Genomic DNA, 12,939 nt, shown 5'->3' with positions numbered 1-12,939 from the left:
GCACAATCTCAGCCGAGAGCTCGCGTCAGCCACCATCGTCGCTGAGCCGCACTCCCGCTGACGTTCCGCACCTCACCGCCCGGCCGGCCTGCTGGTCGAGTAGCCCCGAAGGGGCGTATCGAGACCCACCCACGCTCGGAGGACGTGGATCTCGATACGCGCCGCTGCGCGGGCTACTCGATCAGCAGAAGGAGGGAGCGGGGCGCGCAACCTCAGCACACGGGCCCACCCGTCCCCCTGCTGGTCGAGTAGCGGCGGCATGCCGCGTATCGAGACCGCCGCTCCCGGAGGACGGGGATCTCGAGACGCCCGCTGCGCGGGCTACTCGATCAGCAAGGCGCGGAGGCCCGGTCAGCGGGAGGCCGAGGTCAGTGCCCCGACGACGCCGGCTCGCCCTTGCGGCGCAGCGACGAGACACCGGTGACGATCGCGACCACGATCGCTCCGAGCACGAGGCCGAAGATCATCGACACGAACGTGTCCGCCAGCCACACCACGACCGGGCCGGCCGCCTCGACCGCGTGGGTCACGACGTGCACGAGGTCGTACGGCAGGTGCCAGAAGGTCTCGGCGAGGTTCGAGATCACGAGATGCCCGCCGACCCAGAGCATCGCGAGCGTGCCGATGATGCTGATGACCCGGAACACGACCGGCATCGACGCGACGATGCGCACGCCCGCGCGGCGCACCCCGCGCGAGGAGTTCTTCATCATCCCCAGGCCCACGTCGTCGATCTTGACCAGCAGCGCCACGGCGCCGTAGACCAGCGCGGTCATGCCGAGGCCGATGATCGCGAGCGCGCCCAGCGTCGGACCGAAGCCGAAGTCGGGGTCGAGCCCGTCGAGCGCGATCAGCATGATCTCGGTGCTGAGGATGAGGTCGGTGCGGATCGCCCCGAACACCAGCTTCTTCTCGTCCCGCGCCTCGGTCTCGGCGGCCGCGTGGTGCAGTCCGAACCACTCCGACACCTTCTCGGCGCCCTCGAAGCAGAGGAACGTGCCTCCGATGATCAGCAGGAACGGCAGCACCGCGGGCGCGAAGGCCGACAGCAGCAGCGCCAGCGGGATAATGATGATGAACTTGTTGAACAGGCTGCCCAGCGAGATCTTCCACACGACGGGCAGCTCGCGCGCCGGCGTCAGGCCCTGGACGTACTGCGGAGTGACGGCCGCGTCGTCGATGACGACTCCCGCCGTCTTCGCGCTGGCTTTCAGGGCGGCGGTGAGGATGTCATCGACCACCGCGAGCAGACCGACCGACATGTTCTTCTCCCGTATCGTCTCGCCCGGCCGCTCGACCGGGACGACGTCCACAGTACCGACGCGCACACCACCGGGCGGGGTCGCGCCGAGGGGGGTGCGTTCCGGGCGGATCCGTGCGCGGCACCGCTGCGCGTGCTTCGCTGGAGCATGAGATCCGATCGGCCGATCCCCGGCGACCCCTGGCCGCACGACATGACGATCCGCGTCGAGGAGTCCTCGGCGGCGCTGCTCGAGCTCCTCTGGGTCCGCGAGCGGTTCGGACTGGCGCCGGTCGGCGACGACCTGCCTCCGCTGCTCGTGGATCCTCCGGCGACGATCATGGCTCCCGACCGGATCCTCCAGCAGGACGCCTGGGCCGGCCTCTGGCGGAGCGCCCTCGAGCACGCCGCGGCCGGTCAGGATCCCACCCTGTTCGACCGGCTGATCCTGACCGAGGACGGGTCGGCCGAGCGCGCCGACCTCCTCGCCCGGCTGATCGGCCCGCGCTGGGGCGACCGCTTCGGGACGGAAGTCCTCGGCGAGCCCTTCGAGCAGTGGAGGGCCGCCCAGGTCCCGGAGATGCCGACCGCTCTCGAGGACCACCCGGAGCGACGCGACCTGATCGCGCTGGTCCCGGCCTGGCGGGCGGGCCTCACGACGATCGTCACCGTGCCGTGCCGGGGCGAGTGGTCGCGCCGGATCGGGACGGGCTGCCTCCTCACGACCGCCGCCACCCGCGCCGACAGCGCGTCGTTCCGCCGCGCCCTGAGCCTCTTCTCCGCGCCGGCCCACTGAGTCGCCCGGAAGGGCTCCCGACACGCCGTAGGAGCACGGCTTTCCGGGCGACTCGGCGAGGCGACCCGAGTCGGTCGACCCGCAGCCGTCAGGCCGGGGCCGGCCCCGTGCTCGCCCGCACGACGAGGCCCGTCGGGACGAGCACCGCTCCGGTGCGCTCGCCCGTCTCGAGCTCGTGCAGCAGCATCTCGACGGAGTGGCGACCGGTGTCGGCGAACGACTGCTGCACGGTGGTGAGCGGCGGCCAGAAGCTCGCCGACTCCTCCATGTCGTCGAAGCCGACGACGCTGACCTCGCCGGGGACGGCGCGGCCGGCCTCGTGCAGCGCGCGCAGCACGCCGAGGGCCATCTGGTCGTTCGCGGCGAAGATCGCGGTCACCGTCGGATCGGCGGCCAGCTCGGCGCCCAGGCGGTGGCCGGAGGCGCTCGACCAGTCGCCGACGAGGACCTCGGGCACCTCGGCGCCCCGGGAGCGCAGGGTCGCCTCCCAGGCCTCGCGGCGCCGTTCGGCGGAGTAGGAGCGGGGCGGACCGGCGATGTGGTGGACCGTGCGGTGCCCGAGGTCGAGCAGGTGCTCGACGGCCTGGCGCGCTCCCGACATCTGGTCGGTGTCGATGACCGCGTGGGTGTCGTCTCCGGCGGAGTCGACCACGACGACCGGCAGATCGGGCGGCAGCACGATGTCGGCCTCGTCGAGCAGGTGCGCCTCGACGATGATGATGACGCCGTCGACCGCCTCCTCGCTCAGGCGGTGGAACGCCACCGAGACCTCGCCCTGCGTCGGGTGCGGCACCGGGATGAGGGTGATCGAGTAGCCGGCGTCGGCCGCTGAGACGGCGATCGCGTCGAGGGTGCGCATGTTGCCGAACGAGGACAGCGTGAACATGATCACGCCGATGCTGTGGAACCGGCCGGTCCGCAGGGCGCGGGCGGCGCTGTTGGGGCGGTAGCCGACCTGCCGCATCGCCTGGAGGACCCGTTCGCGGGTCTCGCCGTCGACGTTCGACCGCCCGTTCGACACGCGCGAGACGGTCTGACCCGACACCTTCGCGAGCCGGGCGACGTCGGCCATGGAGGGCCCGCGGCGACGCGGGGCGGCGCTCGTCGTCGGAGTCGCGTCGGCAGCCATGGTCCCTCGTTTATAGCGCGTCCTCGAACATAATCGGGGCGACCAGGGGCCCCCGTACGGGAAACCACCGTGATCCGATCGATACTGAACGTGTTGACGTGAACATGGTACGGTGGCGATCTGCCATGTTGACGTGAACACTCCGCCTCCCCCACCGTGGCCGAAATCGAACGGAAGTCACTGATGACGACGACGTCTCCACCCGTCCCCCTGCGCGAGGTCGACCCTCCCCTGGCGCCGCTGAAGCAGGTGCCGCGCTCGCGAGCGAAGAGCGAGTGGAAGGGCCTCGCCTTCGTGGCGCCCTTCCTGGTCGTGTTCCTGCTCGTGTTCATCGCGCCGGTGATCTACTCGATCTACCTCAGCCTGTTCCGCGAGCAGCTCGTCGGAGGCACCGCCTTCGTCGGGTTCGACAACTACCTGACGCTGTTCGGGGACCCCAACTTCTGGGAGGGCTTCGTCCGCGTCGTCCTGTTCCTGGCCGTCCAGGTCCCGGTGATGCTGGTCCTCGCCCTCGTCGCGGCGCTCGCGATCGACAGCGGCCGGCTGCACGCCACCGGCTTCTTCCGCATCGTGGTGTTCCTCCCCTACGCGGTCCCCGCCGTCGTCGCCGTGCTGATGTGGGGCTTCATCTACGGCGACAACTTCGGCCTCGCGGCCAACGTCAACGACCTGCTCGGCTCGGACCTCGTCGCTCCGTTCTCGCGCGACTGGATCCTCGTCTCGATCGGCAACATCGTGACCTGGGAGTTCGTGGGCTACAACATGCTCATCTTCTACTCCGCACTGAAGACGATCCCCGGCGAGCTCTACGAGGCCGCCGAGATCGACGGAGCCGGCCCGATGCGCGTCATCCGCTCGATCAAGCTGCCCGCCCTGCGCGGTGCGATCGTCATCGCCACGATCTTCTCGATCATCGGCAGCTTCCAGCTGTTCAACGAGCCCAACATCCTCCGGACGCTGGCGCCGAACATCATCACCACCTACTTCACCCCGAACATGTACGCCTACAACCTGTCCTTCGCGGGTCAGCAGTACAACGCGTCGGCCACGGTCGCGATCGTGATGGGCGTGATCACCGCGGTGATCGCCTACGTGGTCCAGCTCCGCGGCGCGCGCAAGGAGAACTGATGGCCGTCACGACCGCCTCCCGCCCGACCAGGTCCCGCCGCGCTCCCCGCCGCGGATCCTCCGTCCACCCGAAGAAGTCGATCGCCTTCACCCTGCTGATGTCGGCGTTCATCCTCTACAGCCTCGTGCCGCTGGCGTGGCTCGTCATCAACGCGACCAAGACGCAGGCCGGACTGCTCTCGAGCTTCGGCCTCTGGTTCGACGGCGACTTCGTCCTCTTCCAGAACATCGCCGAGACGCTCACCTACCGCGACGGCATCTTCCTCCGCTGGCTCGGCAACACCCTCCTCTACGTCGTCGTCGGCGCAGGAGGAGCGACGCTGCTCGCCACGCTCGCCGGCTACGGCCTCGCGAAGTTCCGCTTCGCCGGCCGCAAGGCGGTCTTCGCGGTGGTCCTCGGAGCGATCGCCGTCCCCGGCACGGCCCTGGCCGTCCCGACGTTCCTCATGTTCAGCCAGCTCGGCCTCACCAACACCCCGTGGGCGATCATCATCCCCTCGCTGATCAGCCCCTTCGGGCTGTACCTGGTCTGGGTGTACGCGGTCGAGTCGGTGCCCACCGAGCTGCTCGAGGCGGCGCGGATGGACGGGGCGGGCGAGTTCCGCACGTTCTTCACGATCTCCATCCGGCTCCTGGCCCCGGGCATCGTGACCGTGCTGCTGTTCTCGGTCGTCGCCACCTGGAACAACTACTTCCTGCCGCTGATCATGCTGAGCGACCCCTCGTGGTACCCGCTCACCGTGGGTCTGAACCAGTGGAACGCCCAGGCCACCGGCGTCAGTGCGCAGCCGATCTACAACCTGGTGATCACGGGCTCGCTGCTCACGATCATCCCCATCGTCGTCGCCTTCCTCGGACTCCAGCGCTTCTGGCAGTCCGGTCTGAGCGCCGGCAGCGTCAAGGGCTGACGCCCTCGACCTCCCCCCTGCACCGGAGCACCCGCGCCGGTCGCCACCACCCGCAGCACGAAGAAGTGAAGGGATCCCCCCTATGAAGTTCACGAGCTCCGCCCTCCGGCGGACCCTGACCGTGGCCGCCGCGGCCGCCCTCGCCGCCGGCTCCCTGGCCGCCTGCTCCTCCCCCTCCGCCGGCGGCGGAGCGAGCGCCGGCGGCAGCGCCGCCGACCTCGACGCCGCCCTCGAGGCGGGCGGCAAGCTCACCTACTGGAGCTGGACCCCCAGCGCCGAGGCGCAGGTCGCCGCGTTCGAGGAGGCGTACCCCGAGGTCGACGTCGAGCTGGTCAACGCCGGCACGAACACCGACGAGTACACCAAGCTCCAGAACGCGATCAAGGCCGGCTCGGGCGCCCCCGACGTCGTGCAGATCGAGTACTACGCCATGCCGCAGTTCGCGCTGTCGGACTCGCTCCTGGACCTCTCGCAGTACGGCCTCGGCGACCTGGAGGACACGTTCAGCGCCTCCACGTGGGGCAGCGTGAACGTCGACGGCAAGCTCGTCGGTCTCCCCCAGGACTCGGGCCCCATGGCGATGTTCTACAACAAGGCCGTCTTCGACCAGTACGGCATCGCCGTGCCGACCACCTGGGACGAGTACGTCGCCGCGGCCGAGAAGCTGCACACCGCCGACCCCTCGAAGTACATCACCGCCGACACCGGCGACGCGGGCTTCGCGACCAGCATGATCTGGCAGGCCGGCGGACAGCCGTTCCAGTTCGAGGGCGAGGACATCACCGTCGACGTCGCGGACGAGGGCACGAAGAAGTGGACCGGCGTCTGGAACCAGCTCGTCGAGAAGGGTCTGCTCTCGGACACCCCCGGCTGGGGAGACGAGTGGTACAAGGGCCTGGGCGACGGATCGATCGCCTCGCTGATCACCGGCGCATGGATGCCCGGCGTGCTCGAGTCCAGCGTCACGGACGCGGCCGGTGACTGGGCCGTCGCGCCCATCCCGACCTACGACGGCACCCCCGTCAGCGCCGAGAACGGCGGAGGCGGCCAGTCGGTCACCTCGCAGAGCGAGAACCCGGCCCTGGCCGCCGCGTTCCTGCGCTGGCTGAACAGCGACCCGGCCTCGGTCGACGTCTTCCTCGAGAGCGGCGGATTCCCGTCGACCACCGCGGATCTGACCGACCCCGAGTTCGTCGGAGCCGAGTCCGAGTACTTCGGCGGCCAGAAGATCAACGAGGTGCTGACCCAGGCCTCCGAGGACGTCCGCCCTGGCTGGTCCTACCTGCCCTACCAGGTCTACGCGAACAGCGTCTTCGGCGACACCGTCGGACAGGCCTACGCGAACGGCACCAGCCTCGACGACGGACTTGCAGACTGGCAGAGCAAGCTCGTGCAGTACGGCAACGAGCAGGGCTTCACGGTCTCCGAGTAGATCCGACACCTTGAGGAGGCCGGCCGGATCGCTCCGGCCGGCCTCCTCGCGTACCACCCGCTTCTCCTGATCCGAGGGATGATCATGACCACCGCACCCGAGAGCCGCTTCGCCATCGGCGCCACCGACTTCGAGCTCGACGGGCGGCCGCACCGGATCCTGTCCGGCGCGCTGCACTACTTCCGGGTGCACCCGGACCTCTGGGCCGACCGCATCCGCAAGGCGAGGCTGATGGGCCTGAACACCATCGAGACCTACGTCGCGTGGAACGCGCACGAGCCGGTCCGCGGCTCCTTCCGCGCCGACGGCGGCCTCGATCTCGGCCGCTTCCTCGACCTCGTGGCGGCCGAGGGCATGCACGCGATCGTGCGCCCCGGGCCCTACATCTGCGCGGAGTGGGACAACGGCGGGCTCCCGGCCTGGCTGTTCCGCGACCCCGAGGTGGGCGTGCGCCGGTGGGAGCCGCACTACGTGGCCGCGGTCAGCGACTACCTCCGCGAGGTCTACGCGATCGTCGCTCCGCGCCAGATCGACGCCGGCGGCCCGGTCGTCCTCGTGCAGATCGAGAACGAGTACGGAGCGTACGGCTCCGACAAGGAGTACCTCGCCGAGCTCGTCCGGGTGACCCGCGACGCCGGCATCACCGTGCCGCTCACGACCATCGACCAGCCGACTCCGCAGATGCTCGCCGACGGCAGCCTGCCCGGCCTCCACCTCACCGGCTCGTTCGGCTCGCGCACCCCCGAGCGCCTCGCGACCCTGCGCGAGTTCCAGCCCACCGGCCCGCTGATGTGCATGGAGTTCTGGTGCGGCTGGTTCGACGACTGGGGCACCCAGCACCACACGACGGACGCGGCCGCCTCGGCCCGCGAGCTCGACGCGCTGCTGGCGGTGGGCGGCTCCGTCAACGTCTACATGTTCCACGGCGGCACCAACTTCGGCCTGACCAGCGGAGCGAACGACAAGGGCCGCTACGCCGCGATCACCACCAGCTACGACTACGACGCGCCGCTGGACGAGGCCGGGCATCCGACCGAGAAGTTCTGGGCGTTCCGCGAGGTCATCGCGCGCTACGCGCCGGTTCCGGAGGCGTCGCCCGCCCCGCGCGCTCCGTCGCCCGCGCTGACGGCGCCGCTGCTGCCGGGGCCCGCCCTGCTGGGCCTGGACGCGTTCGGCGCCGCCGCCGGGCTCGAGGGCATGGCGTCGTTCGACGAACTGGGCCACGACGACGGCTTCGTGCTGTTCGAGACCGAGCTCGTCGGCTCCGACTCCCCCGCCCGCCTGGTCGTCGGCGACGAGGTGCGCGACCGCGCCTGGGTGCTGCTGGACGGCGTGCCCGTCGGCGTGCTGGCGCGCGATCACCACGAGCGTGCGCTGACGCTCCCGCGCGGCCGCGGATCGCTGGCGATCCTGGTCGAGAACCAGGGGCGAGTGAACTACGGCGTGCGCATCGGCGAGCACAAGGGCCTGATCGGCGGCGTCGCCCTCGACGGCGCCGAGCTCACCGGATGGACGGCCCGGCCGCTGGACCTGTCGCGGGTCCCGTCGCTCGCGTCGCCGGCCGAGGGCGTCGCGGCCGGGCCGTCGCTCGCCTCCGGATCGATCGAGCTCGACGAGCCGGCCGACCTCTTCCTCGACACGCTGCACTGGGGCAAGGGCCTGGTCTGGGTGAACGGGTTCCTGCTCGGCCGCTACTGGCGCCGGGGTCCGCAGCGCACGCTGATCGTGCCGTCGCCGGTGACCCGCGCCGGGCGGAACGAGGTCGTGGTGCTCGAGCTGGAGGGGCTCGCCGAGCCCGAGATCCGGCTGCTCGCCACCGCCGACCTCGGGCACACCGAGGTCTGACACTCCCGCCGAGGCCGGGTGACCGCGTGCTGCGGGCACCCGGCCTCCGTCGTCCGTGCAGGAGGATCTCGGCACCCTGAAGGGGGCCGCATCGGGAGGACATCCGCCCGTCGCGGCGCGGATGTTCACGGTAACGTGCGGGCGACCCTTCAGCGGAGAAGGTCCGCGGAAGGTGCTCCTCGCGCCCCCGCGGCCGCTCGGGGCGCGACCTCCTCGGAAGGACCTCATGCGACGCCAGGCCCTGCTCCCCGGTGCACTCACCGGACTCCTCCTGCTCACCGGCCTCGCCGCCGGAGGGCCCGCCGCGGCGGCGCCGGCCGCCACTGCCCCGACCGCCGCCGCTCCGGCCCCGGCTCCCGCTCCCGATCGCCCGGTCGCGGCTCCGGACACCGAGCCGACCCTGGTCGAGCCGCAGGCCGACGCCACCTCCCAGCAGGCAGCGCTCGCCCTCGACGCCGACTTCGTGGGGGTCGAGATCCCCGCCCGCGCCGAGGTGCGGACGCACCGCGTGACGATCGCGCTCGTCGCTCCGCAGGGCACGACTCCCGGCGCCTTCACGACGGCCGACGCCGTGCGCTCGCTCGAGCTCGTCGACGACTTCTACGCGCGGGAGACGGGCGGCGCGATCCGCTTCGAGCTCGAGCGCGTGATCGACTGGCAGGTGGTCGACGAGCCGATCGGCTGCACGAACACCGGCGGGCTGCAGGACTGGATCAGCCGGACGAACGGCTGGCAGCCAGGCCCCGCCCGGCACCTGGTCGCGATGGTGCCCGAGGGCGACCCGTGCCCGAACTGGGCCAACGGCGAGCAGCCGGGCGACCCCGACGACGGCGGGCGCACCTTCCAGCCGGGGCCCGACGCGTACTTCCTCGCGCACGAGCTCGGCCACAACCTGTCGCTGCCGCACGCGTACAGCGTGCACTGCGGCACGACCCGCGACTACTCGACCCCGCTGCCGGCCGACTGCCGCCGCGAGGAGTACGGCAACCGGACCGACGTGATGGGCGACTCGTGGTCGTTCCTGCCCCTCTCTGCTCCGTCGCTCGCGCGACTGGGGACGCTGCCCAACACCCGCCAGCCGGTCTGCGGCGCTCCCCGCACCGCGACGATCGACACGCTCGGGGCCGGAGTCGCCGCGCAGCGCGCTCTGACGTGGACCGACCCGCAGGACGCGACGATCCGCTACTGGGCGCAGTACAACGACGAGGCCGACACCACGTCGGACGGCGGGGCGTACAGCAGCCCCTTCCAGGTGCGCCGCGACGTCTCGGGCGTGCAGATCCTGCGGTCGAACCCGGGCCAGCCGTACGCGGGCGACCTGCTCGAGCGGCCGGGCGACGCGAGCGAGGCGAACGAGTTCGTCCTCGCGGGCGAGACCGCCTCGCTCAACACCGGGATGTCGCTCCGGGTCGACCGGATCGACGCGGTGACGCGTCGCGCGACCGTCACGGTGACCGTGCCGTGCACGCAGTACGTCGGCGACATCGCTCCGCTCGCCTCGTCGACGACCGCCTCGTACAGCTCGCCGTGGACCTCGGTCGGCGCCGCCGTGGACGGCGACACCGGCACGATCTGGGGCACCTGGCCCCGGGTCGGCGAGCAGTCCGTCGAGCTGCAGTGGCCCTCCGCCGTCACCGTCGACAGCGCCTCGGTGCGCTTCGCGAGCGACGCGGCCGACGCCGACGGGCGCGGCCTGATCCCCGCCCGGTCGTGGCGCGTCGAGCACCTCGTCGGCGGCGCCTGGACCCCCGTGAGCGGAGCGGCGCCCGGGCGGGCCCGCGACGTGCTGAACACCGCGTCGTTCGCTCCGGTGACCACGACGGCGCTGCGCCTGGTCTTCACGGCCTGGGGCGCCGCCGAGTACGGCGGATCGACGGGTGTCGCCGAGCTCGCCGTGAACGGCGTGGCCGTCGCCGCGTCGCTCGAGGCGCGCGGGGCCGCGTCGAGCGTGCCCGCCTCGACGACGCGGGATCTCGCGCAGTCCGTCGTGGTGCGCGACGCGGCGGGGCGCCCCTGGCGGGGCGCAGCGTGGGCTTCGCGCTCACCGGGCCGGCGACGTTCGAGAGCGGAGCGACGACCGCCGCGGTGCTCTCGGGAGCCGACGGGATGGCGGCGCTGCCGCGGATCCGCACCGGCTCCTCCTCCGGGACCGTCGCGATCACGGCGCGCGCCGACGCGGCCACGGCGAGGCTCGCCGGGGCGACGGTCACCGCCGGCGCCTCCCTCACCGCGAAGGCGACGACCCGACTGGTCTCGGGGCGCGTCGTCCTCACGGCGACGGCGACCAACACCGGGCCGGCTCCGGCCGACATCACCGTCGTCACCGCCTACGGATCCGCGACCGCCCTCGCGGTCGCTCCGGGCGCCACCGTGTCGAAGGCGTTCCGGACCGGGAAGACGTCGATCCCGGCGGGCACGGCGACGTTCACGGCCGTCTCGGGATCGTCGCGGGCGAGCGTCTCCGCCCCCTACGCCGCTACCTGATCGGCGGCCGCACGTCGAGCCTCCGGCCCGGCGCGGACCGGGTCGGAGGCAGCTGTTAGCGTCGGAGGGTCCGTCCGGCTCCCCGCCGCGGCGGAGGGGGACGGGGACACGATGACGCGCACGACGACGGCCGGAGCCTGGGCGGCGGCAGCACTGCTGCTCGCGCTGACGGGATGCACGGGAGGCGGCGAGCCCGAGGCCACGTCCGAGGCGGTTCCGCAGCTGAGCGAGGACGAGCTGTCGGCGGTGCTGACCGGGATCCAGTTCGTGCCGGACCAGTACGACGGCACGCAGGAGATGCTCGACTCGATCTACCCGGGGCTCACCGCCACCGACGCGAGCTGCCTCGCCCCGTTCGGGCTGGGCTGGGACGAGGACGAGACGCTGGACGACTCCGAGGTCGAGTTCGGCACGAGCAACGACCGCTCGATGACGTCGGTCGTGGCCAGCACGGGCGACGCCGACGTCGCGTCCTCGCTGGTCGCCGACGCGGAGGACGCGCTCGAGCGCTGCGCCGAAAGCTCCGACCTCTTCGCGATGCAGGGCGAGCCGGTGCGGACGACGGTGGAGCAGACGGAGCCGGCGCTGACCGGGACGGACGACGCGGTCGGCTGGACGGTCACGGGCGACGTGGGCGGCAGCCCCTTCACCCTGGTGGGCATCACGGCGCGGGTCGGCGGCAACGTGGTCGCGCTGGTGGGCTGGGACCCCGCGACGAACGAGTCGTACGTGCCGCAGGCGACGCAGATGTTCGTCGACGAGCTGTAGGGGCGGCTCGACTCCTCAGAAGTCGTCGTACTCGAAGCCCAGTACGCCAACGTGTGGACACTCGCGCTCCGCGTGCGCGCGTCCCTGAGGCGCGATGCGCTCGAGTCCTCAGAAGTCGTCGTACTCGCGCTCGAGTACGACGACTTCCGCGGAGTGGAGACACTCGAGCAGCGGCGACTCAGGCGAGCCAGGACAGGCGGCCGCCGTGCGGCGTCGCGCAGGCGAGGGGGACGCCGTCGGCGGCGAGCAGGAACGGGGTCGGCTCCGGCGCCGACAGAGCGGCGCGCGGCGCCACGAGGTGCGCGAGCAGCGACTCCGCCTCCAGGGTCACGAGGCTCGCGCCGGCGGCGCCGACCGCGGCCAGCACCCGCTCGCGGGAGGCCCGCGGCAGGTAGACGAGCGTCCCGAGCGAGACGACGACGACGCGCATCCCATGCGGCACCTCCGCGAGCAGCGCCGGCAGCGCTTCGGCGGCGTCGCCCGCGACGATCAGCGGAGGGTCCTCCCGCAGCACCGCGACGGCCTCGCGCAGACGGGCCGTCCGCTCCGGGCGGTCCTCGGGCAGCAGCGCCTCGAGCCACGCGCGGTCCTCGGCCGAGCGGGCGTCGAGGGGCCGCAGGTCCAGGCCTCGCCGCCAGGCGATGCGCGGGAGTCGCATGGGCGAGGCTCCGCCCGTCACGACGCACTCGAGAAGCGGTCCGCCCGAGCCGAGCCGCGAGGCGACCGCGCTCCCGCCACCGCCCGCGCTCCCGTCACCGCCCGCCGTCGGGAAGGAGTAGGCGTACCGCTCCGGTGCAAGGCACAGCCCCGCGGACGCGCCGATCTCGATCAGCGCGATCGGCTCGTCCGGCTCGGTGATCCGCTCGAGGGCCGCGACCAGCGGGGCGCAGCGCAGCGCCTCGTTCGTCTGCGTCAGGCGCTCGGCGGCGACCGGGGCGACGCGCGGCCACTCCGCCAGCATCCAGGCCACGAACTCCTCGGGGTCCCGCGGCGAGCCCAGGTACCGCGCGACCGAGAACAGGAGCGACGGCTGCCGGTGCGCGCTCGGCAGCTCGTCGATCCGCGCGAGCAGCGCGTCGCTCCCGGCCACCGCGAGGGCCCGGCGCACCTGCAGCTCGGAGGTCTGCGCGAGCTCGCGGGCGGCGCGGCGGTACCGGTCGGCGGTGGAGTCCATGCCCCCATCCTGCGGGACGGCCCGGGCACGCCGAT

10 protein-coding genes are annotated in these 12,939 nt (G+C 72.1%); 7 read left to right on the top strand and 3 right to left on the bottom strand.

Features of this window, described 5'->3' with window-relative positions:
* Window positions 1-368: 368 nt before the first annotated feature.
* Window positions 369-1,262 (bottom strand): DUF808 domain-containing protein, encoded by an 894-nt coding sequence (locus tag AC0CID_RS14835; RefSeq protein ID WP_207407450.1) that lies wholly within the window; start codon window positions 1,260-1,262, stop codon window positions 369-371.
* Between the two features lie 147 nt (window positions 1,263-1,409).
* Here AC0CID_RS14835 and AC0CID_RS14830 point away from each other — a divergent pair, with 147 nt between their 5' ends.
* Entirely contained in the window at window positions 1,410-2,036 is a 627-nt protein-coding gene (locus AC0CID_RS14830) for a hypothetical protein (protein WP_465227397.1), read from the top strand.
* Window positions 2,037-2,124: 88 nt separating this feature from the next.
* Here AC0CID_RS14830 and AC0CID_RS14825 read toward each other — a convergent pair whose 3' ends face one another.
* Entirely contained in the window at window positions 2,125-3,165 is a 1,041-nt protein-coding gene (locus tag AC0CID_RS14825) for a LacI family DNA-binding transcriptional regulator (protein ID WP_465227396.1), read from the bottom strand.
* A gap of 183 nt (window positions 3,166-3,348) precedes the next feature.
* Here AC0CID_RS14825 and AC0CID_RS14820 point away from each other — a divergent pair, with 183 nt between their 5' ends.
* From AC0CID_RS14820 to AC0CID_RS14795, 6 genes are all read left to right on the top strand, one after another.
* Complete coding sequence (locus AC0CID_RS14820; protein ID WP_465227395.1) at window positions 3,349-4,293, top strand: carbohydrate ABC transporter permease; 945 nt, start codon at window positions 3,349-3,351, stop codon at window positions 4,291-4,293.
* On the top strand, window positions 4,293-5,201 hold the full coding sequence (locus AC0CID_RS14815) for a carbohydrate ABC transporter permease (RefSeq protein ID WP_465227394.1): 909 nt from the start codon (window positions 4,293-4,295) through the stop codon (window positions 5,199-5,201). The genes AC0CID_RS14820 and AC0CID_RS14815 overlap by 1 nt, the downstream gene beginning before the upstream one ends.
* 82 nt (window positions 5,202-5,283) lie before the next feature.
* Complete coding sequence (locus AC0CID_RS14810) at window positions 5,284-6,633, top strand: ABC transporter substrate-binding protein (protein WP_465227393.1); 1,350 nt, start codon at window positions 5,284-5,286, stop codon at window positions 6,631-6,633.
* A 78-nt stretch (window positions 6,634-6,711) separates the two neighbouring features.
* Window positions 6,712-8,478 carry a glycoside hydrolase family 35 protein gene (locus tag AC0CID_RS14805; protein ID WP_465227392.1) on the top strand — a complete coding sequence of 589 codons (1,767 nt, stop codon included), beginning with the start codon at window positions 6,712-6,714 and terminating at the stop codon, window positions 8,476-8,478.
* A gap of 226 nt (window positions 8,479-8,704) precedes the next feature.
* Complete coding sequence (locus AC0CID_RS14800) at window positions 8,705-11,077, top strand: hypothetical protein (protein WP_465227391.1); 2,373 nt, start codon at window positions 8,705-8,707, stop codon at window positions 11,075-11,077.
* Window positions 11,074-11,730 carry a hypothetical protein gene (locus AC0CID_RS14795; RefSeq protein WP_465227390.1) on the top strand — a complete coding sequence of 219 codons (657 nt, stop codon included), beginning with the start codon at window positions 11,074-11,076 and terminating at the stop codon, window positions 11,728-11,730. The genes AC0CID_RS14800 and AC0CID_RS14795 overlap by 4 nt, the downstream gene beginning before the upstream one ends.
* Window positions 11,731-11,908: 178 nt before the next feature.
* Here the strand turns inward: AC0CID_RS14795 and AC0CID_RS14790 are convergent, their stop codons facing one another.
* Window positions 11,909-12,904 (bottom strand): DUF2332 family protein, encoded by a 996-nt coding sequence (locus AC0CID_RS14790; protein WP_465227389.1) that lies wholly within the window; start codon window positions 12,902-12,904, stop codon window positions 11,909-11,911.
* Between the last annotated feature and the right edge of the window lie 35 nt (window positions 12,905-12,939).

The organism is Rathayibacter sp. AC451, from assembly GCF_979253095.1.
This window is presented reverse-complemented; position numbering and strand designations above follow the sequence as displayed.

What these genes read in the sequence shown, in the direction of transcription:
- AC0CID_RS14835 (WP_207407450.1), bottom strand. Translation starts at nt 1,262, where the DNA reads ATGTCGGTCGGTCTGCTCGCGGTGGTCGATGACATCCTCACCGCCGCC.
- AC0CID_RS14830 (WP_465227397.1), top strand. Translation starts at nt 1,410, where the DNA reads ATGAGATCCGATCGGCCGATCCCCGGCGACCCCTGGCCGCACGACATG.
- AC0CID_RS14825 (WP_465227396.1), bottom strand. Translation starts at nt 3,165, where the DNA reads ATGGCTGCCGACGCGACTCCGACGACGAGCGCCGCCCCGCGTCGCCGC.
- AC0CID_RS14820 (WP_465227395.1), top strand. Translation starts at nt 3,349, where the DNA reads ATGACGACGACGTCTCCACCCGTCCCCCTGCGCGAGGTCGACCCTCCC.
- AC0CID_RS14815 (WP_465227394.1), top strand. Translation starts at nt 4,293, where the DNA reads ATGGCCGTCACGACCGCCTCCCGCCCGACCAGGTCCCGCCGCGCTCCC.
- AC0CID_RS14810 (WP_465227393.1), top strand. Translation starts at nt 5,284, where the DNA reads ATGAAGTTCACGAGCTCCGCCCTCCGGCGGACCCTGACCGTGGCCGCC.
- AC0CID_RS14805 (WP_465227392.1), top strand. Translation starts at nt 6,712, where the DNA reads ATGATCATGACCACCGCACCCGAGAGCCGCTTCGCCATCGGCGCCACC.
- AC0CID_RS14800 (WP_465227391.1), top strand. Translation starts at nt 8,705, where the DNA reads ATGCGACGCCAGGCCCTGCTCCCCGGTGCACTCACCGGACTCCTCCTG.
- AC0CID_RS14795 (WP_465227390.1), top strand. Translation starts at nt 11,074, where the DNA reads ATGACGCGCACGACGACGGCCGGAGCCTGGGCGGCGGCAGCACTGCTG.
- AC0CID_RS14790 (WP_465227389.1), bottom strand. Translation starts at nt 12,904, where the DNA reads ATGGACTCCACCGCCGACCGGTACCGCCGCGCCGCCCGCGAGCTCGCG.